The organism is uncultured Parabacteroides sp. (assembly GCF_905196875.1).
GTDB lineage: Bacteria > Bacteroidota > Bacteroidia > Bacteroidales > Tannerellaceae > Parabacteroides.
This window is the reverse complement of the sequence record NZ_CAJJWO010000020.1, coordinates 25543-48053: the sequence shown is the minus strand read 5'-3', so window position 1 is coordinate 48053 and position 22511 is coordinate 25543. Positions and strand designations below refer to the sequence as shown.

General features: G+C 39.6%; 20 protein-coding genes. 1 reads left to right on the top strand and 19 read right to left on the bottom strand.

The features are described 5' to 3' along the window. The first annotated feature begins 233 nt into the window (after positions 1-233). Entirely contained in the window at positions 234-1700 is a 1467-nt protein-coding gene (locus tag QZ076_RS09185) for a catalase (RefSeq protein WP_293712673.1), read from the top strand. Between the two features lie 89 nt (positions 1701-1789). Here the strand turns inward: QZ076_RS09185 and QZ076_RS09180 are convergent, their stop codons facing one another. From QZ076_RS09180 to QZ076_RS09090, 19 genes are all read right to left on the bottom strand, one after another. Continuing rightward, positions 1790-2701 carry a glycosyltransferase family 2 protein gene (locus QZ076_RS09180; RefSeq protein ID WP_293712671.1) on the bottom strand — a complete coding sequence of 304 codons (912 nt, stop codon included), beginning with the start codon at positions 2699-2701 and terminating at the stop codon, positions 1790-1792. Positions 2702-2705: 4 nt separating this feature from the next. Beyond that, positions 2706-3923 (bottom strand): glycosyltransferase family 4 protein, encoded by a 1218-nt coding sequence (locus tag QZ076_RS09175; RefSeq protein ID WP_293712669.1) that lies wholly within the window; start codon positions 3921-3923, stop codon positions 2706-2708. 9 nt (positions 3924-3932) lie between these two features. Further along, positions 3933-4910, bottom strand: a complete 978-nt coding sequence (locus QZ076_RS09170) for a glycosyltransferase family 2 protein (RefSeq protein WP_293712667.1) — start codon at positions 4908-4910, stop codon at positions 3933-3935. Between the two features lie 12 nt (positions 4911-4922). Then, positions 4923-6113, bottom strand: coding sequence for a glycosyltransferase (locus QZ076_RS09165; RefSeq protein WP_293712665.1), 1191 nt, complete (start codon positions 6111-6113; stop codon positions 4923-4925). A gap of 28 nt (positions 6114-6141) precedes the next feature. Then, positions 6142-6750: a putative colanic acid biosynthesis acetyltransferase gene (locus QZ076_RS09160; protein ID WP_293712663.1), complete on the bottom strand. Its 609-nt coding sequence runs from the start codon at positions 6748-6750 to the stop codon at positions 6142-6144. Positions 6751-6772: 22 nt separating this feature from the next. Continuing rightward, positions 6773-7732 (bottom strand): hypothetical protein, encoded by a 960-nt coding sequence (locus QZ076_RS09155; protein WP_293712662.1) that lies wholly within the window; start codon positions 7730-7732, stop codon positions 6773-6775. Next, the gene (locus QZ076_RS09150; RefSeq protein WP_293712660.1) at positions 7729-8937 is read right to left on the bottom strand and encodes a hypothetical protein; all 1209 of its coding nucleotides are present in this window, start codon (positions 8935-8937) and stop codon (positions 7729-7731) included. Before QZ076_RS09150 ends, QZ076_RS09155 begins: the two co-directional genes overlap by 4 nt. A gap of 27 nt (positions 8938-8964) precedes the next feature. Next, positions 8965-11598 (bottom strand): metallophosphoesterase, encoded by a 2634-nt coding sequence (locus tag QZ076_RS09145; protein WP_293712658.1) that lies wholly within the window; start codon positions 11596-11598, stop codon positions 8965-8967. 34 nt (positions 11599-11632) lie between these two features. After that, positions 11633-12409 (bottom strand): glycosyltransferase family 25 protein, encoded by a 777-nt coding sequence (locus QZ076_RS09140; protein WP_293712656.1) that lies wholly within the window; start codon positions 12407-12409, stop codon positions 11633-11635. Positions 12410-12413: 4 nt separating this feature from the next. Further along, entirely contained in the window at positions 12414-13082 is a 669-nt protein-coding gene (locus tag QZ076_RS09135; RefSeq protein ID WP_293712654.1) for a hypothetical protein, read from the bottom strand. 19 nt (positions 13083-13101) lie between these two features. Then, positions 13102-15438 carry a tyrosine-protein kinase gene (locus QZ076_RS09130; RefSeq protein WP_293712652.1) on the bottom strand — a complete coding sequence of 779 codons (2337 nt, stop codon included), beginning with the start codon at positions 15436-15438 and terminating at the stop codon, positions 13102-13104. Positions 15439-15444: 6 nt separating this feature from the next. Next, entirely contained in the window at positions 15445-16257 is an 813-nt protein-coding gene (locus tag QZ076_RS09125) for a polysaccharide biosynthesis/export family protein (RefSeq protein WP_293712649.1), read from the bottom strand. Between the two features lie 15 nt (positions 16258-16272). Then, a complete protein-coding gene (locus QZ076_RS09120; protein ID WP_293712647.1) occupies positions 16273-16551 on the bottom strand; it encodes an HU family DNA-binding protein in 279 nt (92 codons plus the stop codon). Between the two features lie 37 nt (positions 16552-16588). After that, the gene (locus QZ076_RS09115; protein WP_293712645.1) at positions 16589-17227 is read right to left on the bottom strand and encodes an acyltransferase; all 639 of its coding nucleotides are present in this window, start codon (positions 17225-17227) and stop codon (positions 16589-16591) included. 88 nt (positions 17228-17315) lie between these two features. After that, complete coding sequence (locus tag QZ076_RS09110) at positions 17316-18446, bottom strand: glycosyltransferase (RefSeq protein WP_293712643.1); 1131 nt, start codon at positions 18444-18446, stop codon at positions 17316-17318. Between the two features lie 10 nt (positions 18447-18456). After that, positions 18457-18963, bottom strand: a complete 507-nt coding sequence (locus QZ076_RS09105) for an acyltransferase (RefSeq protein ID WP_293712641.1) — start codon at positions 18961-18963, stop codon at positions 18457-18459. Between the two features lie 158 nt (positions 18964-19121). Then, positions 19122-19802: a methyltransferase domain-containing protein gene (locus tag QZ076_RS09100; protein ID WP_293712639.1), complete on the bottom strand. Its 681-nt coding sequence runs from the start codon at positions 19800-19802 to the stop codon at positions 19122-19124. Positions 19803-19840: 38 nt separating this feature from the next. After that, positions 19841-20743 carry an alpha-1,2-fucosyltransferase gene (locus tag QZ076_RS09095; RefSeq protein ID WP_293712637.1) on the bottom strand — a complete coding sequence of 301 codons (903 nt, stop codon included), beginning with the start codon at positions 20741-20743 and terminating at the stop codon, positions 19841-19843. Between the two features lie 30 nt (positions 20744-20773). Continuing rightward, positions 20774-22510, bottom strand: coding sequence for an ABC transporter ATP-binding protein (locus QZ076_RS09090; RefSeq protein WP_293712635.1), 1737 nt, complete (start codon positions 22508-22510; stop codon positions 20774-20776). Position 22511: the final 1 nt, after the last annotated feature.

Genomic DNA, 22511 nt, shown 5'->3' with positions numbered 1-22511 from the left:
TATTTCATTCTAAAAGTAACGGTTGCCCTGAATAGATCAGGGCAACCGTTATTATTTTCCTTCAGGTCATAAACCACACCTATTAATACATCAATATTTACTATTTGACAGCTGCTTAAAAACATTTTATTTTTGTTCAATAAATTAAAAACAAATTCTGTATAAAACAGGTTACATTTATATCGGACGATATCATGCAAACAACGTTATATACAGCAAACAAAAATTCAATTATGGAGAACAAAAAGCTAACAGCTGCCAACGGTCGCCCCGTTGCAGACAATCAAAACTCACAGACAGTAGGTCCGCGCGGACAAATGGTGATACAAGATCCCTGGTTTCTAGAGAAACTGGCCCACTTCGATCGCGAAGTCATTCCCGAAAGACGTATGCATGCCAAAGGGTCCGGAGCATTTGGTACCTTTACCGTGACACACGACATTACTAAATACACAAAGGCTGTAATTTTTAGTGAAGTCGGTAAAAAAACAGACTGTTTCGTCCGTTTCTCTACCGTTGCCGGCGAACGCGGAGCAGCAGATGCAGAACGCGATATTCGTGGTTTTGCCATGAAGTTTTATACAGAAGAAGGTAACTGGGATTTAGTTGGAAACAATACACCGGTATTTTTCCTGCGTGATCCGTTAAAGTTCCCCGACCTTAACCACGCCGTCAAAAGAGATCCGAAAACAAACATGCGCAGCGCAAACAATAACTGGGATTTCTGGACATTGCTTCCGGAAGCATTGCACCAGGTTACCATTACCATGAGTTCTCGCGGTATCCCTTATTCTTATCGCCACATGCACGGTTTCGGTAGCCATACATATAGCTTTATCAATGCAAAAAACGAACGTATCTGGGTGAAGTTCCACCTGAAAACATTGCAGGGGATCAAGAATCTAACCGACCAGGAAGCAGAAGCGATCATCGCAAAAGATCGTGAATCGCATCAGCGTGACTTGTTTGAAAGTATTGAAAAAGGTGATTTCCCTAAATGGAAATTCCAGATCCAGTTAATGACGGAAGAGCAGGCAGAAAACTACCGTATCAATCCGTTCGACCTGACAAAGGTATGGCCGCACGGAGACTTCCCGCTGCATGACGTTGGTATTCTCGAACTGAACCGTAACCCGGAAAACTATTTCGCTGATGTGGAACAAGCAGCCTTCAACCCGATTAATACGATAGAAGGTATCGGTTTCTCTCCGGATAAAATGCTTCAGGGTCGTCTGTTCTCTTATGGTGATGCACAGCGTTATCGTCTGGGGGTAAACTCTGAACAAATACCGGTAAACAAACCTCGTTGTCCTTTCCATGCTTACCATCGCGACGGAGCTATGCGCGTAGACGGTAACTACGGCTCTGCCAAAGGATATGAACCGAATAGCTACGGCGAATGGCAGGATTCTCCCGAAAAGAAAGAACCGCCTTTGAAAGCCAACGGCGATATCTACAATTACAACGAACGCGAATACGATGACGATTATTACAGCCAGCCGGGTGCTCTATTCCGCCTGATGCCTGCCGACGAACAACAGGTTCTGTTCGAAAACACTGCCCGTCAGATCGGTGGAGCCGAACTGTTCATCCAGCAACGTCACGTACGCAACTGTTACAAAGCCGATCCGGCTTATGGCAAAGGTGTTGCCGACGCACTCGGTATCAGCCTAGAAGATGCTTTGAAAGAAACAAGATAGCATATAACCAGAATCGCCTCGATAAATTCTGTTCAAAAAAGAATGCCCACGATACCGGATGGTAAAGGGGCATTCTCCATTTTCAGATATTACTCACGTCTACAATTATAGACATCGCTCAAATATTTTCTGATTTTCAACCGGTCTATACCACATACCCGTTTGATCTCAAAAACTTTGGCATCTACTAATATCCTATACCACCAACCTTGTAGAAAATGCCACAAAAAGCCTTCCTTTCCTTCCAGAAATCCGCCTTTAACAAAATAACGGTAACAGAAATAAATAGAAGAGCGCCAGAAAAGAGGCATACGTACATAACGATGCTTCATTCTCCTTTTTTGCATAGCCTGAGCTACAAGGATATCTCGTTTATCTGATTGTGGTTCTCCCCACAAATCCAATTCCATATCTAATAGTTCAGCAGCCTCACGGATTGCATAATTCACATGTTTGTTACAAAACCAGGAAAGATCATTCAAATTATGATCGACAAAATCACCCTTAAAATTCACAGTTTTCCCTTCCTGCAATTGCATATGCTCGTCCATCAAGCGTTGCTCACAAATCGCCTTACCATAGCGGAACATACGGAGTAGATACACTGGATAAATACCATGCTTCATCCATTTTCCCAGAAAATAATGCCGCCGCTTAAATACGATACCCGATACCTCTTCCGGTAAAAACGGGACTTTTTCGGATAATTCAGTAACCAATTCGGGCAGCAAATATTCATCCGCATCCAAGCGGAGTACCCATTCCGTACGAATCGAGGCATGTTCCAAAGCCCAGTTCAATTGTTTGGCATGATTGTTTTCCCATCTGTTTTGCAATATCACAGTATTATATTCCCGTGCGATCTCCAATGTACGGTCAGTCGAAAAAGAATCTATGATGAAAATATCTTTAGCCAGCTCCTTTATATTTTCCAGGCAACGACGAAGATGGATTTCTTCGTTATAAGTTAGTATAATAATAGAAATATCCAGTTTACCCATTCCTTTATCCTTTAAAATCCAGCTGATCCAAAAATTCAGTTACCAACACATTTATATCGTACGGATATTTTACTTTTTGTTCATACCTATACTTCATATATTGCTCTATTAGGAAAGACAAGCGTCGATAATTTTCTTTTGGGAAAAGCCATTTCGCTTTATCTTCATCTGCCACATATTCTGACGCGCCCTGATGTTCACAAAGCATGAATGGGACGCCACATGCATAGGCTTCGGTAAAGACACAACCAAATCCTTCATAAAAAGTGGGTAACACAAATAAATCCAATGAATTATAATAAGCCAGCAATTCATGATGGTGTACCTCTTTTTCAAAACGGATATAACCGGCAAGACCACGTTCCGTCACATACGACCGACATTCGTCAAATAACGGCCCCGTCCCAATGAAAGAAACCCTCAACTGCCCATAGCCTTTTCGAAATAACAACTCTACTGCCTTAATCAACGTTATCTGACCTTTCAAATGATGAAAATCACCAATGCAGCCGATCTTGAATATAGAACTATTCCTCATTCCTTCTACCGGATAGAATTTCGTTAAATCGACTCCATTATATAACACCAGAGAACGTTTAGGAGAAATTGAAGGTAGCTTTTTTACCTTTTTAAGTATATCCAGATAGGATGGATAACTCTCATATTTTCCCGGACAAGGAAACGATAATAAATTGTCTTCAACCACACGACTTATCGAAACATGGCAATCGACCTGATTGAACAGTTTTATATTTGTTTGGGCACGATAATATAGGTTCAGCTTCATTTTTGCCAGATGTCCGTTCCGTATGGTAAATGGATCCCGGTCATGATGTTGTACCAAGGTCTGAATAGCAGGGTTCAGTCTCTTCAGAGCTATGCCGTAAGCAGCAAACGAAGAGGTATGTCCATGTACTACGGCTATCCGGTTCACGTCGAGCCCCAATTTGCCAATACGCTTCAGAAACATTCTGCAATTAAACCCGTTGGTCAGACCATTAAAAAAAAATGATGGCATTTGAACGGCGGGAAACAGATAAACTTCAATTCCCTCATATTCATAATCTTCACATTTATCGTTAATAGAGGTCGGTTTGAACACTACTACATCATATTTACCTGTTCTTTGTATAGCTTTCACCTGGTCGTATATGTAAGGCCCACGAAAAGAATCGGGTGTCGGAAAAAAGGGGGTAACGCATATATAGGCCATTCTTTTCATAAGTTCATATCATTTATTAATAGTCCTTATCAATGCCTTTATTTTATAGCCGAACCTGGCTACAATACTCGTCAGATAAGGAGCACATATATATCCTCCGCATAAAAAATAAAAGAGCTTTTTATCTTTCCATAAAATAGCTCTGACTTCTTCGTTACTCCAGTAATAAAACCTCAAAACCCTTTTTATTTCCGTGCTGTCGGTATTATCCTTTATGGCTTCTAGCAAATCTGGGAGAAACAAACCATATATTTGCTTTCTTATTCGCTGCTCATAAGGATATAGATCGAGAAGAGACCATATTGCTTCTTGCATCTCTATACGCAAATAGAAAGTCTTCTCATCTATTTTCCCTGTTACAGAATTTTTATTCCAGACATAATTATACAAACAATTATCCAGTATTACGAAATCCTTCATTTGCAAAACGATCTGCATATTGAAATAAAGATCTTCGCCAATAAAAATATTCCTGTAAACAACTCCGTCAAACAATGATTTTCGTATCAACTTACCCCAAATCGGCCATATCCCCATATCGATTATGAAAGCCAGTAATTTCTGTTTAGACAAACTTTCCATTTGTCTATCCCAACGATATTCCTGCTTTTTATCACCCTGTATCCGGAAAAAGCCTGCCATCACGCAATCTGAATTTCTTTTTAGCGCCTCCTTGTAGAGGAGTTCCATAGCATCGTTTTCAAGGTAATCATCGCCATCCAAATGAAAAACATATTCTCCCCTAGCAATATCCAATCCTGATTTCCGAGCATAGATCAATCCTTCATTTTTCTTATTTACGACTACTATTCGTTCATCCGCAGATGCATATTTTTCAATGATCTGAGGAGATTCATCCGTAGCACCATCATTTACAACAATAATTTCTATATCCCGGAATGTTTGATTAATACACGAAAACAGGCAGTCTTCCAGATATGATGCAACATTATATACCGGAATAATAATCGATATTTTTATATCCATGTAAAAGTTTTACTATTTATTAGATAATGATTGAAATAATTCGGTCCATTTATGCCCGATTCTATCGATACTGTACCTCCTGACAGTTTCGACGGCAAATGGTTGCATTTTCTCCAACAGAGCAGGCGTAGAAGCCAGCTTATATAATTTATCGGCATATGCATCCAGGTCGAAAGGATCTACCAAAAAGCCATTTTCTTCATCTGCTATCACGTCCGTAACAGCCGCATAACTGGAAAAAACGACAGGGATACATCCATTCTGCATACCTTCCAATATAGACATATTAAATCCCTCATAATTAGATACCAGCGAGAGAATTTTAGCTTTGGCATAATAGGGCAACGGAGATCGATAACCATGAAAAAAAACATTTCTAAGCTCCAGCCTTTTTGCCAGACATTCCAAATCGCTTCTTTCTTTCCCGTCTCCTACCAGCTCTAATCGCCAATTCGGAAGCTTATGCTGTATTTTATGCCAAACACGCAATAAACGATCTACTCTTTTATCCTGATAAAAAAGTCGTCCGACAAACAATATGCAATTTTCCTTCTGCTGCATACTCCTCACCTCTACACCATTAAAGGTAAGAGGATTAGGTATAGCTACTATTTTGTCCGAATGAGGAATCCCGATCAACTCCTCAAACTCTCTGACATATTTCAGAGATAACATGACGACAACATCAGTATGCCGATATGAAAAATTCATCCTTGCTATTTTTTGTTTATAGATACACCTTTTCAAATATGGCAACCGTATACACAGAAAGAATGTCTTTATGCTTAAAAGCGGCTTATTCCATGAATACCCTGACTTATGCAATTCTCTAAAACATTTGAAACCGGAATCGACAGAAAAATGGATAGAAGAAATAATCTTTACATCCGCTTTTAATACTTTGTGGTTACATAAATACATCTCATCATTCCAACCACCCTGATTCATCAGTATATCAATACGCAATCGCTCTAATAACTGATCCAGATACAGTATATTTGCCTGAGAGTCATTTCGGGTGGGATCGGGTAAATAATAAGTCTGAATACCAGTATTTACCGGCGGTCCTTCCGGTCTTTCACGGATCAAGTAATAAACAATATATCCGCGAGATTTCAAGTAACTGGCCACCGAATCCGTAACACGTTCAGTTCCTCCATTCTCCGGATTTATCGGATAGCTATAATAAAACAAAATATTCATAGTCGCAAAAATCGGATTTCAATAACAATTATTCTATACAAACCGAACCTGTTTCTATAATTCGTTTTTTTAATACCCTTGCTGGATTTCCTCCGACAATCGTCCAGCAAGCTACATCTTTAAACACACAGGCACGAGCACCCACTACCGCTCCCTGCCCGATCGTCACCCCCATACCGACAAACGAGTCCGCAGCTACCCATACCTGATCTTCTATCAGAACCGGAGCGGTGATCAACGAATGGGAAGTATCGGTCACATTATGGGATGAAGTACATAGATAGCTCTTTTGAGAAACAGTCGAATGCGCTCCTATCTTTACCAAGGCCGTATTATAGCAATCCACATGCGATGCCAGGCAAGAATAGGCTCCCATTTCCAGATTCCATGGTGCCCAGATCTTTGCCGAAGAATAGACATGTGCTTTAGGATGCAGCCGGGCTCCGAAACAACGAAGTACAAACAAGCGCCAGGAATTGAAAAAGGTAAAACCGAACGGTCGGAAAGCCACTAAATAAACCATGTTCCAGACAGCACGGCCAATTTTATTTCTTACCCCCAACTTGTTTCTATACAGCGATAAATCGATTTTAATTTCTTTATCACAATCGGTATCAGGCTTCATAATTATCTCCATTTCTCTTTTAATATACTGGCATTCAAAAATAAACCTTGCTATAAGAAGCAGTATCAGCCACTGCCAGCAGATAATCTTTCATCACTTCATATAAATGATGTTGTCCCGCTTCATTCAAATGAATATTGTCACGATAATCAGAATCGGTAAATACGCCCAAATCTGTTTTAAACGTAATTCCGTGATCTTTACAAAATGAAATAATAGCTTCGCCTTCCTCATTATAGCAGCCTCGTTTCTGCTCGCTTACTTCGGCATGCAACAAGATCAGAAAAGGGATTTTCCGTTCTTTAAAATAAGTAGCCAGCTTCTCAAACCCTGGATTAAATCCTATACCCGACTTATGAATTTCGGATATTCTTTTAACCTTTTGATGATAAAGAAAAACTATGATATTATCTTTTAACCGTGACCACATGTAACGATCGAACAGTTCAATCCAGGCCGAACAATACTGTTCAGATGAAATAGAGGAACGAACATCCACAACGGTCTTAAAATCCATTATGTCACTTACATCATGAGAACTACAAATCAAAAAAGCTATTGAAGCGCCAAACGTCCCGTAACGTTCCAGATAAGCCATACAATTATCGGGGCCCCAACTTCCCGCTGAGATATTCAATACCTGAACCGAAGAATTGTCTATTTTTAAATTCTGGCTCAATAGTGTTGTTGCCAAACTATCATGATCCGTCAGCGTCCCCCCGTTTATTACCGAATCGCCCAACCCCAGGATAATGAATGCCGTAGAATCTACCGGAGCACTCCGTTGAGAGTAGTTATTATATACGATACGTTTCTTAAAGCGGCTACGTACCTGGTCAGGTTGTGCTATATATTCAAAATCGGGATCAGCCTGCATTAAAACCGAATCGCAAAAGCCCCATACTTCCCGAAGATATATCTCTCCTACGGCAAGGGATACACAGAACACTATGGCCCCAAAAACCGACAGTAATCTTACTTCTCTGTTCCTCATTTTATTAATTGTAATAGGTGTAATTGATTTTCAGACTCTTGCCTTATCAATTCAGCAGCATACATCCTGGCTGCTACTTTCTTTTCATGAATCGTTTCTTCAGGCAGCCGATTTAAAAACTGCCGGATGGATACCGACATATTATTTCCATCCGGAATCAACCAGACCGCCTCCGGAAACATACAGGCTCCTTCCGATTCTTCATTGGCATTATATAAAACCGGCGTACCGGCACAGATCGCACTGACCACTTTCGATGGAACACATACATGGTTCCAGGCAGAGAGTAAAGACGCCACATTCACATCCACATACTGCATTTCGTCCTGCGGTAAATAATCAAGGATAAGAATGCCTTCTTTATTACGCACAGTATCCAGTACGGAATCAGCTTTACAACCATATAAACGAAGTAAAATCAAATGTTTTTCTAAATCCAGTTGAGCTATCAACTCTAACAGGAAAGCTGCATTATGAGCTTCCCCTATATTCCCGGCATAGCAAAAGATTATCTTATCCTCATTTTCCATACGCCAGGAAGGAATTTCCGAAGGTCCGTTTTCGTAAATTCCACAGGGAAGAATAATATGTGGGATAGAATCGCATCCGTACTGTCTGCACAGATATTGGTACTGTTGTTTACCCAAAGCAATCAGAAAGTCGGGAATACGACTATAAACAAAAGTCAATAATAAGCGATACATCCAATTATTCTTAGCGACCAGCCCTGCCGAAGCAAAAGCTTCCGGATATAAATCCATTGTCCAGAATACTAACCGACTACGGTAGAGCGGACGCAGCAAAATCGCCCAGGCATTCAACAAAGAAGGATCAGTCATCACAATCTTCAGATCATGGCGCGATAAAAGCATGGAACGTAGCATCAGCCGGAAACCGTCGATTAGGTTTACGACTAAACGAAGCGGCTTATTCGTTCCGTTATACAATCTCCGAAGCTCGATCGTACGATAAGGCAAAACATCGTCTTTGCCAGGCATCTTACCCTTATAGTCGACATGAATGGATACAACTACTATATCGACACCTTCAGCAAACAAATAATCCGCTAACCTCCTCACCGGATAGCCGGTTGCAGACGGGTGCCGCGCACCGTATTTATTTACAATGACAACCCGTTTCCGTTCTCCCAAAGGCATGCCGGTATCTGTCCCTTTCTTCTTTCCCGAGAAAAATGAGCTCTTCATGAAGTTCATAAGTCAATAGAAAGTATTTTATCCGATTACTTTAAAAATCGAGTCAGACTTCAGATAAGTGACCTTTACAATATATATTTGTTTTTCCGTTAAAGGTATACGGATATAACCATCTTTCGATTCATTCATACTGACAATACGTCCGGTAAGATCCGTGACGATAATTTTCGATCCGGCACAAATATTCTCGACATAAAGTATATGATCCCTGACATATACTGTCGGAAATTCCACACGGATATCCTCCACATCTGTACCTATTTCCGAACTTTTGAAGTTGGCGTAAACGACCGTATTCGTTTCATCCAAATTAAATATATACGGATTTTCAGTTGAAAGGAGTATATTTGATCCATTTGTCCACTTCTCAAAAACAAATCCGTCTTTAGGGATAGCCGTTACAGTTATTGCCGTTCGTTCAGCCAAACGTCCCGCTCTCGGTTCGCTAATTACCGAACCGACGGCTTCTGTCGGAGGAATAACGGTAAAATCATAATAAACAGGCCCGGGATTCTGATTTTCTTTAAATACAGCATAGATAATCATATCTCTGGTCAAACTGAACCTATACGGATTCTGCATTGAAAGAGTCATGTTGTTTCCATTAACCCATTTTTCAAAAACAAATCCACTATTGGGAGTCGCAGTTAGAGAGATCTTGGTCCGTTCTTCCAAACGTCCCGGGCCTGGTAGACTACTTACCGAACCAACTATTTCGGTCGGGGGAATGAGTACAAAATCATAATAAACAGATTGCGGGATTTCGACTTTCTTAAATTTGGCATAGAGAGCCGTATCACCAGTCAAGCTGAATGTATACGGGTTTTCCGTCGATAGTAAATTTCCCTGGTTGTCCGTCCATTTTTCAAATATAAATCCATCTTTGGCCTTAGCCGTTACAGTTATATCGGTATTTTCTTTTAAGTATCCGGTTTCATGAGAACTTATCACTGTTCCCTCTCCCTCATTCTCCGATGCAATGTAGAACTCATATTTGATTCCTGTATTACTTACTGTCCGTTCACTTATAAACGGAGTCGGTACCGCTGCAATTGAGATTCCATTTAACAGACCTGATTCGCCATAGTTCTTCATTTGTAAAACGACACGATCTGTGTAGACATATATCAGCAGAGCTTGAATGAGACGGGAATCGCGAATACTAGCATAATCATCGATCGAACTGCCATAATAGCGCATCGATCCCGCGAATGAAGAACAAAAACTTTTAATTCCGTGTTCCTTACTACTTACCGACCAGATAGCTGAATAATCATCGTCCGGATTTATATCGGAATAAGTAGCTTCCACTCCATTAACCGATAGGCTAACAGATTTCAAACGATGGTCGGCTCCGCTTATTCCATTAGTCTCATTTGTCAGAGCATAATAATCTTCATTGTCTTTAAAAACGATCAGGTATTGTTTTCCATCTTCGACAGAAGATACTTGCATAGCTTTCGACTCTCCGTTATCAGTAGAAACGATTTCATACAAGAATAAATCTTTTGCCTCACGATTAACTGAAAAAGTCTTAGATCCTGCACTAAAATAGAGATTAGGATTAACTCCATCATTTACTTTTATATTAAACAGACCATTTACGGAAGAGGAAGAAATGGTACATATATTTTCATTCTCCAGCAGATTAAGATTATAATCACCATAACCTAAATATTTATCACATATATCTTTAATGCAAAATAAAGTACCCGATTCATTCTGACCGGCTTCTACATACCAGTTACCGTTCGAATCATATTCAGTGACCCGCTGGGCTGTTTCTGTCCGTATATATGCATTATCTCCCCCATGGTCATGTCCGTAAATGTAAATCAGATTCTTATATTTAGCAAGAGTCGATTTCAACAAAGCGGTTGATTCTACAGGCTTCAACCCTTTATTGCCATAACTGTGAATACTTTTGGAATCGGGAAAAGGGAAATGAGCCATAAAAAATACCGTTTTATTCGGATCATCCTTGCAAATCTCCTCCAGCTTATTCTTACACCATGTTACCGATTCTATCGAATACTGGTAATCTACGGCACTCTTATATGAAAACTTACCTGTATTTAGACAGACAAAATCGAAACCATTAATTATATAATGAAATGCTGCTAATAGATCATATTTCTCATCTGCGGTCTTTTCATAAAAACAATCGTTTTCACTCAATTCGCCAACATTGGTTTTCATCGGAAATGAATAATAATCACCTGCATTGAAGCTAGCCGAACCCTCTCCCTGCCAAACATCTTTCCCGACTTCATAATCATGATTTCCATTAATATAAATTACCGGCTTGTTCTTTGCATTGTCCTGAAAAGCCCCTAAAGATGCAGTATGCATCAATTCTCGAACTCTTTTCCAGTTTTCTTCCGATATGGATGCATCACTGGTATAATCGCCATTCATAACAAGCAAGTCTATATTCTCTTCGTTCTTGATTTTTTCTATCGTATTAATAACGGTTCCCCGCAAACGCACATTCTCAACATTCCCACTGATAAGCTCTTGCTGGTTATGAAGGTCGGAAATTATAGCAACAGTAAAAATTGGCGAATCACTTCCTTTACTTTTTATTGATTCTGCAAATAAATCTGTAACACAGAAGGTTACAATCAATAAGGTCAGATATAATTTGTTCATTTGAATTAATATTTAATTAAGATAAACTCCGGAATTAATTAGAACCTTCCGAATACTCCCTATAAGAAAAGATTTTTACTGACAACAACAGTTTACAATAAAGTCTTGCCCAACAATGCTTAAACTGATACCACAACGGCAAATCCCATAAGCGAATAAAATCAGTATGATCTGTCTGTATTTCTGTCGGCATATCGATATTCGATAATCCTGTAATAAATGTAGGATAGATGCCTTCTATTAATATTCCTATCTTTTTCATAAAAGTAAAATCATCGGCAACAATAGAATAGCGCGAGATTTTCAATAATTTCTCCGCAGCCTTTCTATTGATCAGATAAGCACAGGCACCATAAGCATCCCAGAGTTTATGAAAAGAAAAATCATCAATATCATAAACCTTTCCGGTATAATAGATATTATGTGTTGCAAAAGAGATGACGTGAGGAGAGTTTTTTTTCAATTTTCCTGTCGTCTCTCTAATTAAGAGCTCTACTTTTTCGGGATAAAAAAAGACGATATCATCTTCCAATATCAACGCATAATCTTCATCAGAATCCAACAATCTTTTATAACACTCCCGATGACTTAATATACAACCAATTTCACCACGTTTCGGAGTGCGTCTATTCCGGTAAACGAACTTTAAAACATCAAAATTAGTCTTTACGTATTCAGGGGATAATCTTTTACCATTTATGCCTTCCACTATTTCTACATCCATGCATGGATACTTTATCAACTCGGCCAACATGGTATTCCTGCGATCGACAGATTCTTTTTGATTAATAAGATATGTTTTTACTTTCATCCGATTATTTTTGTGAAAAACGATAGACCAAACCTGCAGTCACCCCCATATAGCCTTCACATTTACGCCCACCAAGATGACTGTTGAATTTATCTTTTACGATCGTACCATCCCATTCTACAGCGACACTCCAAATATCGTTTAGACGGAAGTTGATCTGTCCTCCAAGTATAAATGCTGGTGAAAACTGTGCGGAATAATCGTTTCGCGCAGGTGTCCAGGCACCTCCTATTCCTGTATATAAATACGCAGATACCGGGCGATTTGAATTTTTCTCCTTGCCCCAATTCAGAACATTCGTTATAAACTCAACATATCCATCGGCAAAATAAAACTTACCTCCGGAACCGGCTTCTCTAAGTTTTACGGCACCGTTTTTAAACTTACCTCCATCCAACTGCAAACGAAGCCCCCACACAGGAGAAAACCAACGGGCAACAGATAATTTTCCATAAGGAGTAATATAATCCACCTTCTTCATATCACGATCCCATTCCGCCTGATACAAGGTAGCACCTCCGGACAAAGAAACAGTCCAATAACGTTCCTTATTTTCAGCAAGTGTATCCTGTTCATTCATACTTGTATTTCCAGGAGGAGCTTGTTCTACCTGGGCTAATACCGATAATGTACTCAAACAAAAAAGAAACATTAAACAACATAGAGTTTTCATAACCAAATCAATTTATTATTTATTTAGAATTAAAATCAGATGCATAACCATATCCGTAATATCCATATCCATAGTACCCGTAGCCATATCCGTATCCGGCATGTTTGTTGCGTACGCCATTCAACAGAACTGACATTCCCGACAATTTCCCACTTGTATATAATATCTCAACTTCAGACAGTTGCCTACGGTCCATAAAACCTTCCCGGATCACGTAAATACATAAATCTGCAACACGGCTGATTATTTGGGCATCAGCTACCAAGCCATAAGGGACCGTATCGATCAAGATATAATCGTAATAATCTTTCAAACTGTTAACCAATAAATCCAAACGTGAAGTCAGTAATAGTTCGGAGGGATTCGGGGGAATTGGTCCGGAAGTAATTACATCAAAATCGTTATTATTTTTATAAGGGTGGATCAATTGATCAAGATCCTCTGTCCTTCCGGCTAAATAGTTGGTAATACCAGGTAAAACACTCTCGCCCGGCTCTCTTACCGAACCTTTGCGGATATCCATTTCCAACAGAATCACTCGTTTTCCTGTCTGCGACAACGAAATAGCCAAGTTTAGAGAGATGAACGATTTACCGGCACCGGGATTCGAAGAGGTCAACATTATTACCTGGGCTCCTTTGTCCTTATTCAACATAAAGTCGATATTCGTACGAACGATACGGAATGCCTCCGAAACTCCGTCATGCCCATGTCTTGCAGTATCTGTCCCTTGTTTTTTTCTATGACGATACGGAATCTCTCCCAAAAATGGAATAGTCAGATTTTCAGTGATATCCTTACGCCCCCGGACTGTTACATCGAGCATCGGTTGCAGATAAAAAATCAAGCTGGGAATAGCCAGGCCCATTAGAAAAGCCACTAACAAAATAACAACTTTATTCGTTCCGGCAACCCCTGTTCCATAAGCCCGGTCAATTACACGAATATTACTATTAGTAGTTGCTATACTCAAAGCATTTTCTTCCCTCTTATTTAGCAAATACAAATAAAGTTCCTCTTTGATCTTTTGCTGCCTTTCTACCGTCAAGACATATTTTTCTTGTGTAGGGACTGTTGCAATGCGGTTATCTACTTGTGACAACCGGTTACGTACATCAGACAACTTACGTGAAATAGCATGCTGAAGATTATCCAACACTTTCAGGATAGTTACACGCAAGGCTTTCAGATCGGCTTCTTTTTCCTGAACTACCGGACTATGGCTCCCTCTGTCTTTTAATTTATTTTTCACCAATAAGAGAGCATTGTATTCAGCTATCAAATCCTCCACACCGGTATCCATAATACCACTGTTAGCCGGAAGCAAATTCCCTTCTTTCATCGGATCCCGAAGATATTCCTGAATTAACCGGGTTAACTCTTTTTGACCGGCCAACTCTATTTCCTCCTGTTCATACCGGCTACGGTCACTAACAAAAAGTCCAGCCTCTGAATTAAGATCGACCAGTTGATTTCTTTTTTTGAAGTTTTCTATGTCACTGTCCACTCCTCCTAATTCGCAGTTGATAATAGCAAGGCGTTCATCAATAAACATTCCGGTATTCCGGATGATCAGATTTTTATCACGTATAGCTTCATCATTGTACACATCGATCAAGGTATTCAGAATAGTATCTGCACGATCCGGTTCCGTATCCTGATATTTCAAAGCAATAAGGGTCGCTTCTCTTTCTGCCAGTTCGACATCGAGCCTTCCCAGACAAGAAGCAATAGCCGCCTCCTCTGTTATACAAGTAATCTGAATCGATATGCCCTGATAGGTTTCATCAAATGCCATTGATTGATTTACAATGATCTTCCCAACAGGGGTTTGCACCACCTGACCGAACTGTTCCTCCGTTACCCGATCTTCGTAATTCGGTAAATCTGTCAATTGATAGGTATCTGCTGAAATTGGTATAATTGTAAAAGAAACAGGCAACGAGAGAGTTGAATCCGGAAATTCTACCCAGATCGGCGACTCTTTATAGAGTATTTTCTTTCTTAAGCCTTGCTTCAAAGAGTATTCCCGATTGAGCGACAACCGACGTACAACTTCTACCATCAATGAACGCGACTTGAAAACCTGTATTTCATTATTTACGTCATAATTCTGGTTGAACAGTTGCTTTTCTATAAATGCATCTTCCGTATTGGATTGTTTTTTCAACAGGACGACAGCTTGCCTTTTATAAACAGTCGGAACTGTTTGCAAATACACATAAGCCCCCACCATACAAAACAATACAGAGATAACAAACCAATACCATTTCGAAAAAAGAACATCCAAAATAGTACGAATATTAAACTCCCCGCTTACATCCAGTTTCTCGGTATAAGGTGTTTGTTCTTTCATGTTTTTTTATTTAAAAATCAGTACACTCATCGATGCAAGGAAAGAGATAATAGACATCCATGTCCCTACATTCGTGAATTGGTTTTGTTTACTGGTCTCAGCCTTGACGCGGTTTGGCTCCACATAGATCATGTCATTTTGTTTCAGATAATAGTTGGGCGACTGGAAGACATCCATCGAGCGGAGATCGTGATAAAGGATAATGCGTTCGCCATCTATTTCACGGATCACGGCTACGCGGTCGCGCCGTCCGTGTATCGTCAGATCGCCGGCTATACTCAATGCTTCGAGCAAGGTGATCCGTTCCGAAGATATATTATAGGTACCGGGACGGCTGACTTCACCTAAAACAGATATGCGAAAATTCAGAAAACGAACTGTTACGATAGGATCTGCAATATAACCTTCTTTTTTCAATCGTCCCTCGATCAGGTCGATCACTTCCCTTCGGGTTAGTCCGGAAACTTTTATTTTACCCAGTAACGGGTAATTGATCGTTCCATCTATTTCTACCAGATATCCACGATTATATCCAACATTCCCTGTATAATTCCCATCATAGCTCCCGCTGTAATTTCCTCCGTAACCGCCTCCACCACTATATTGTTGAATAAAAGGTCGAAGCAATTCCGGTTCAATACAACTTACCACTATATCCAATAAATCATCCTTTTGTATTTTCAAATCGAATGTATCCGCAATCGCAGTTTTCTTTAATAATCCTTCCCCTTGCAGGTAAGTAATATCTTTCACCGAACCGCAGGCAGACAACAAACAGGCAATGAAGCATACACTTAAAAGCACTTTATAACTTTTCATACTTATACTTGATGACTATTGTGAATTCAATTTTTCTATCAACCCTTTTCCCGGCTTAAACTTCACGCTTACCCGCTTGCCAATCATACAATCGACACCTGTACGCAGATTACGTCCTGGACGCTCTACCTGCTTCCAGGGAACATATCGGCCGAAGTTTTGTAACATTACGGTTTCATCCTTCAGAATCGTATCACTTATCACTTCATTCATTATGTTCAGAAACCGTAAAGATTCGGTAACAGTAGTAGACATACGAGATGCGATTTCTTTTGCTAATTCAGTTTTATTCATACAATATTTGAGTTTTAATTACACGTATATTTTTCCTTTAAAATTCCCACGAAACATTCTGTTTCAAAACCTTTGCAGGCATTCCTCCTGCCAGGCATCCGGCTGGTACGTCTTTAGTAACCACAGAGCCTGCGGCTACAATTGCTCCTTTTCCAATCCTGACTCCTTTAAGTATTGTGCTGTTTATGCCGATCCATACATGATCCTCGATAATGACCGGACTACTGACCTCTTGTACGTGGCCTTCATAATAAATCCGGTGATTATCTGTATCCCTGATACTTACATTATCTCCAATAAGAACTTCCTCGCCTATCTCGATATGCTTACTACAATAGATGCGGGCATTATTGTTCATGAGAGCTTCTTTTATCACCAGGCGGGCATTAGCCGCCACGACAATGCTGACTCCGGAATTACAATACAAATAATCATGTATAATACATTGAGAATAACGATGCAACACCAATTGGGAAAAACGATGTCCATCCTTTCCCCACGGGAAAATATATAGTTTACCTGCTTTTCCAAATGAAAGCGTATTAGAGGCGACATTAAAACAGACTCTACGATGTATATAGACTCTACCTTCCCATTTACAATACCTATACAAGTCAAGATTTAGAATCTGTTTAAGCCGTTCAATACCAATATCAATCAAATCGGTTAACGGCATGTTTCTTATCTTTCTTATTCTATCATGCCAGGAAAACTTATCGGATTCTTTTAAGAAAGAAATTGCCACTTTTCAGTATGTTATTTTATTATTCAAACACAAAATCCGGTTTCCCCGAATTACCGCTCAGCCAATTATACAATTGACTCATCTGTTCTGAGACAACACTTACTGCATATTTATCAAGTACTAATTGTCGTCCCCGTTTACCCATATTGTATAAAGTTTCTTTATCTAACAATAAGGCTTCCCGAAGGATATTTGTCAATGTCTCCGAATCGTTATCGACCCACCAGCCACATTTATAGCTGTTGAGATCTTCCCAGGGAGCTGCTGTTGATGCGATAACAGGTACATATTGCAGTAAGGCTTCGGGAATGATCACTCCGAAATTTTCGAAATCACTTGGTACTACGAGGCAAGTTAACGATGCCAAAAAACGTTGTTTTTCAATACCACTTACCCAACCTGTGAAACGTACTTTATTCAATTCCAATTCACTCGCTTTCGCACGGATCTCTGAAACATACTTCGAATCTCCATCCCCCATAATGATCAACTCTCCCGGTTCATTCAACTTCTTCCATATTTCAATCAGCCGGTCTACTCGCTTATACGGTTGAATACGTCCCAAATAACCGACTCTTTTTACATCATCTTCAAAAAAGGATTCGACAGGCTCACCACATTCTATCGGATTTGGTATTACAGCAACCGGATTGGTAAAACCTAATGAACGGTAATGTTCCATTTCCTCCATGCAAGTAACATGCACACAGGCAGCTCCTTGTAATTGCTTACGTTGAAAAAAAGACAATGCTGTTTTTTTTATCAAAGAGGAATAACGTAAAGCTTCCGGATGCAATGCTCCATGTAAGGTAACCACATACGGATTATGCTTTTCTAAAGCAAACTTGGCAGTTATATACCCCTGGTATTGCCATATTCCCTGAATATGATAAATATCAGCCTTCGAAATTTCTTTCAGAGCTTTAGCAAATGCAGAAGAGTATCCAAAGCGCCTGTTGTAAAAATAAGGAAGCTTTACATAATGAATAAAAGATTCTTTTGAAACCGGTTCCTCTCCCGACCGAACTTCGTTAGTTAATACCTTAACATCTATCCCCAGACTCCTCATCCCCTGCAATGTCAACAAAGTCGTACAGGCAGGTCCTCCACTCGACTTACTCATGGAGTTTATTACATATACTATATTCATAGGTTTAGGATCACCACTTCCAATAAACATTCTCTTTTATGATCTTTGCAGGTACACCGGCAACCATACATCTCGCCGGAACATCTTTCGTGACGACAGCACCAGCTGCAATGATCGCACTTTCACCGATGTGTATTCCTCGTAGTATCATCGCATAGGAACCGATCCAAACAGAATCCTCGATCACTAACGGCCGACATCTTTGCCTGTCACCGAATGTATCCCCATGATCATGGCCATCCGAATCACGGATAGTCACATTACGGCCGAATCCGACATTATTCCCTATCGTGATACTTGATTCACATTCTACATAAGTATTGTTATTTATAGTACAATCGCCTATTATCAGGTTGGCGCCTCTATGAACCCAGATCGTCACATCATCGAGCAGTAAAAGTTTCTTTTTGACGATCAGGTTTCCTCCTTCTACCATGATCGTACTCGGCTTATACAAGATAGGAAAACCGGATAATCGTCCTTCCACAGAAAGACAACCGTTGTTATTGATTCTCAAAGACGATCTTTTTAGTAATCGTATCTTTCCATGGGATTTTAGATAAAGCCATATATTGTAAGTCACGAGAAAGGTCCAACAAGAACTGATCTTTCTTAGGGCAAGAACAGTTCCTGATAATAATTTCTGCATAATGTTTTGCATTCAAATTTTAGTTGTTAATAAGAGGCTTCGATGACCATAGACTCGATTTCGGTAAGCCCTGGGAAATTTACGTCATCATGTCTTTCTATACCTTGAAGGACAGTATGATCACTGACACCTACCTTACATCGTTTTATATTCCTATAGCCACACTTACGTAACAGCATTTCCAATGTCTTAAAGTCGTAGATCACCTGATGCCCCCAATCCCGGTAAAAGTTATTTATCACCAGCACTTCCGGATACTCGCCAGGGAATAATTCTTCCACCTCCGGCAAGAAACGTTTCGTACAAAACTTCAGATATTCCCGGTATTTCTCCGGATGCAAATACATATCCAACAAAAAGGTCATATCCGGTAAGGTGATTCTGATCGTTCCATTATCTTTCAGTACTCTTTTACATTCCGACAACATATACACGGCATTTTGCAACGAAAGATGTTCGAACAAATGCTCTGAAAAAATATAGTCGAAACTTTTATCTGCAAACGGATAAGGTTTAGTTGCATCCAAATAGATCTTTTCTCCTTTTACAGGAACAAGAATATCTGTATTCAACCAGCCTGGTAACAAATTGCTGCCACATCCTAAATGCAAACAATGAAGTACATCTTTACGCGCCATATATATAGGAGCTTGCTTTTTAGCATTACGGGCAATCAAAAACTTTCTTAAGAAATCATATTTCTTCATTTCTATTTTATTTTAATATATGCTGCTATTTGATAATACTAAGAGAAAGACTTCTTTATATTTGTCACAATTCTATGCAATGCTATCTTTATACTTATTACAGCTAATGAGTAATAAGTTCTGAAATACAATTCAAAAGTTCCTGCTATCGGTTCTTTCCTCCATCTCATGGGACATAAATCTCTGGTATCTTTTTCTTTTCCTGAAGGTGCAAACCATGGAGTAGGACAAATAATCCTCTTTTGGGGATTCGGATTAAGCCATGCTCCCCACCAGCCAAAAGAAGAATTACTTATTATATTGTGTACACACAAAGACTGAAGATATAAGTCAACAAGAGGAGGTTCATCATCTACAAAAAAGAAATTATCTCCTCTAAAATGCTTCTTACACCACTCAATATCATCACTGATAACAAGGAACACCGTATCAGAAGCAAAAGCAGCCATCGCTTTCCTGTAATAGCTCATCCGACATACCGGATGTTTGAATTGTAATTTCAAATAATCTCCACGGCGAACCAGAATAGACACCGCATTCATATCAAGTAAATGGCCATATTTTTCTCTTATATAAGAAAATGTTTCAGTATCTATATGAAACAAATCCCGAACGACTTCTTCATCAAAATATCTTTCCGACTGAAAGTATCCCTTCAACAAAAGATCTTTTTCCCTGGGAAGAATTCGATAAGGAAAATCAGGTTCCTGATAAACTTTCAAGTTTTCCGGATACTGGTTCGAAAAATCGATATTACGCAATATCGATTTCTGAAAAGGTTTCACATATTCCGATATAGAACAATTATCAGGTTCACCGAAAATGTCGGGAGAACAAAGTAAAGCTTTAAACGGAACACTCATCTTTTTTGCCAAAGACGCACCTGCTGCAATTTCAAACAGGATATTTCCCAATCTACCTTCTAAATAGGAATAAATCATAACTTTATATTTCTAAACCACTTGATTCTTTCAGGAATATTCTTTATTATTCAAATCATTAATATCTATTATTTTACGACATACAGCCAGCGATTCCGGACGATGCGAAATAACCAGTAACGTCATCCCCGGACACTCTTTCAGCAGATGGACAATAGCTTCGTTTATGGAATGCTCGGTCGCTTCATCGAGAGAAGAGGTCGCTTCATCAAACATCAGGATCTCGGCTTGTTTATATAAAGCACGTGCAATGCCGAGTCTCTGACGTTGACCTCCGGAAAGAAGACATCCAGCCTCCCCTACCGGAGTATCAACTCCTTGAGGTAATGTTTTGATAAAACTATCCAAACAAGCCTGTCGGACAATCTGATCGATCCGTATTCTGTCAACCTTCTCTTTACCTAAGCTCATTACTATATTATCAAGCAGGGTTCCCTCTATCATAAATAGTTGCTGCGATACATAACCGATCTTACTTCGCCACGCGGACATCCTCTCCGGTGAGAGTAAAACGTCATCAATATAGATTCCACCCGAATCCGGCTGAATAAATCCCAGTAACAAATGAAACAATGTAGATTTTCCTGAGCCTGACTCACCACGAAAACCGAGAATATCTCCTTTATGAATGACCAGGGAAACATTGTTTAATACCTGAACCTTTTTATCATATGAAAAACTGATAGAACGGATCGATATAGTGTGTTTGAAATCAATCGGTTCTTGTTCCAAGACTTCAGCTTCCGCCTGTTCGGCATCCAAATCCATCAACAAATCGGCAGAATACGAGTTTGCTTTCATCTGAAATACAAAACTCGTACTACGTACCAAGCCGGGAAGAACCCGATAAACAGCAATTGCAAACAAACCGATGATCAGTCCCAGAGACGGTAATCGAAATAATTGAGTAGCCATAATAAGCACTACCAGTGAACAGACGATCGCTATTTCCAATGCTTTCTGTATAGAACCGCTAAGTAGCAAAGTTTTTACATTGATCTGGTTCTGTCTTTCCATCAATTCATCGAAATTGTCAACGCTTTCAGGAAACGAATTGCTCATCTCCATATCTGTATAGCCGACAAAAGTTTGTTGCAGTATCTTATTTTTTAAAGGGATTAACTGGAACAACATTGTACCATATCTCATCATACGCTTCCGTGAGAAACGATAATAGATCAATGTGATCGGAACAAACGTCATCAAAACCAACAGAAATACATATACATCAAACCAGACCAATCCTATTAGAATGGAAATCATCACGACACACTCGCAAATCAACTGGGTGTAAGGAACCAGATATCCCTGGATCAGACTTTGGGAAACCCCATTGACCCGATTGATCAGCTGATGACTATTATGTTGCTTGATATACAGGAAACCTTTTGAATAATAATAACGATATAAGCGCAAAGATAAATAACTGGAAATAGTGAACAACCGTTTATTTTGCTTATACTGTAACCATGTACAAATCACTATACGTCCGATGGAAAACAACAGGATAACTCCGCAAATAAAAAGCATGAATGAGAAAAAATCATTAAATCCGCACCTATGGAACAATTCAGACATATATCGATTTTCAGTCACTGTGTCTTCATTCAAAACGAGAAGTAGCACAGGTACCAAAACGCCTATCCCTACCAAATCAAAAACGGACATAATAAAAATGGTCAAGCCTGTTATCCAGATACGTAAACGGTATTGGCGAGGCAATATTAAATACAACCGGGATACAATCGACGGTATTATTGGAATCATA

Excerpts from the sequence above, each read along its gene's own strand:
- QZ076_RS09185 (WP_293712673.1), top strand. The coding sequence starts at position 234 with ATGGAGAACAAAAAGCTAACAGCTGCCAACGGTCGCCCCGTTGCAGAC.
- QZ076_RS09125 (WP_293712649.1), bottom strand. The coding sequence starts at position 16,257 with ATGAAAAGTTATAAAGTGCTTTTAAGTGTATGCTTCATTGCCTGTTTG.
- QZ076_RS09145 (WP_293712658.1), bottom strand. The coding sequence starts at position 11,598 with ATGAACAAATTATATCTGACCTTATTGATTGTAACCTTCTGTGTTACA.
- QZ076_RS09165 (WP_293712665.1), bottom strand. The coding sequence starts at position 6,113 with ATGAATATTTTGTTTTATTATAGCTATCCGATAAATCCGGAGAATGGA.
- QZ076_RS09180 (WP_293712671.1), bottom strand. The coding sequence starts at position 2,701 with ATGGGTAAACTGGATATTTCTATTATTATACTAACTTATAACGAAGAA.
- QZ076_RS09155 (WP_293712662.1), bottom strand. The coding sequence starts at position 7,732 with ATGAGGAACAGAGAAGTAAGATTACTGTCGGTTTTTGGGGCCATAGTG.
- QZ076_RS09140 (WP_293712656.1), bottom strand. The coding sequence starts at position 12,409 with ATGAAAGTAAAAACATATCTTATTAATCAAAAAGAATCTGTCGATCGC.
- QZ076_RS09160 (WP_293712663.1), bottom strand. The coding sequence starts at position 6,750 with ATGGAGATAATTATGAAGCCTGATACCGATTGTGATAAAGAAATTAAA.
- QZ076_RS09115 (WP_293712645.1), bottom strand. The coding sequence starts at position 17,227 with ATGCCGTTAACCGATTTGATTGATATTGGTATTGAACGGCTTAAACAG.
- QZ076_RS09090 (WP_293712635.1), bottom strand. The coding sequence starts at position 22,510 with ATGATTCCAATAATACCGTCGATTGTATCCCGGTTGTATTTAATATTG.
- QZ076_RS09170 (WP_293712667.1), bottom strand. The coding sequence starts at position 4,910 with ATGGATATAAAAATATCGATTATTATTCCGGTATATAATGTTGCATCA.
- QZ076_RS09110 (WP_293712643.1), bottom strand. The coding sequence starts at position 18,446 with ATGAATATAGTATATGTAATAAACTCCATGAGTAAGTCGAGTGGAGGA.
- QZ076_RS09120 (WP_293712647.1), bottom strand. The coding sequence starts at position 16,551 with ATGAATAAAACTGAATTAGCAAAAGAAATCGCATCTCGTATGTCTACT.
- QZ076_RS09100 (WP_293712639.1), bottom strand. The coding sequence starts at position 19,802 with ATGAAGAAATATGATTTCTTAAGAAAGTTTTTGATTGCCCGTAATGCT.
- QZ076_RS09175 (WP_293712669.1), bottom strand. The coding sequence starts at position 3,923 with ATGAAAAGAATGGCCTATATATGCGTTACCCCCTTTTTTCCGACACCC.
- QZ076_RS09130 (WP_293712652.1), bottom strand. The coding sequence starts at position 15,438 with ATGAAAGAACAAACACCTTATACCGAGAAACTGGATGTAAGCGGGGAG.
- QZ076_RS09135 (WP_293712654.1), bottom strand. The coding sequence starts at position 13,082 with ATGAAAACTCTATGTTGTTTAATGTTTCTTTTTTGTTTGAGTACATTA.
- QZ076_RS09095 (WP_293712637.1), bottom strand. The coding sequence starts at position 20,743 with ATGATTTATTCCTATTTAGAAGGTAGATTGGGAAATATCCTGTTTGAA.
- QZ076_RS09150 (WP_293712660.1), bottom strand. The coding sequence starts at position 8,937 with ATGAAGAGCTCATTTTTCTCGGGAAAGAAGAAAGGGACAGATACCGGC.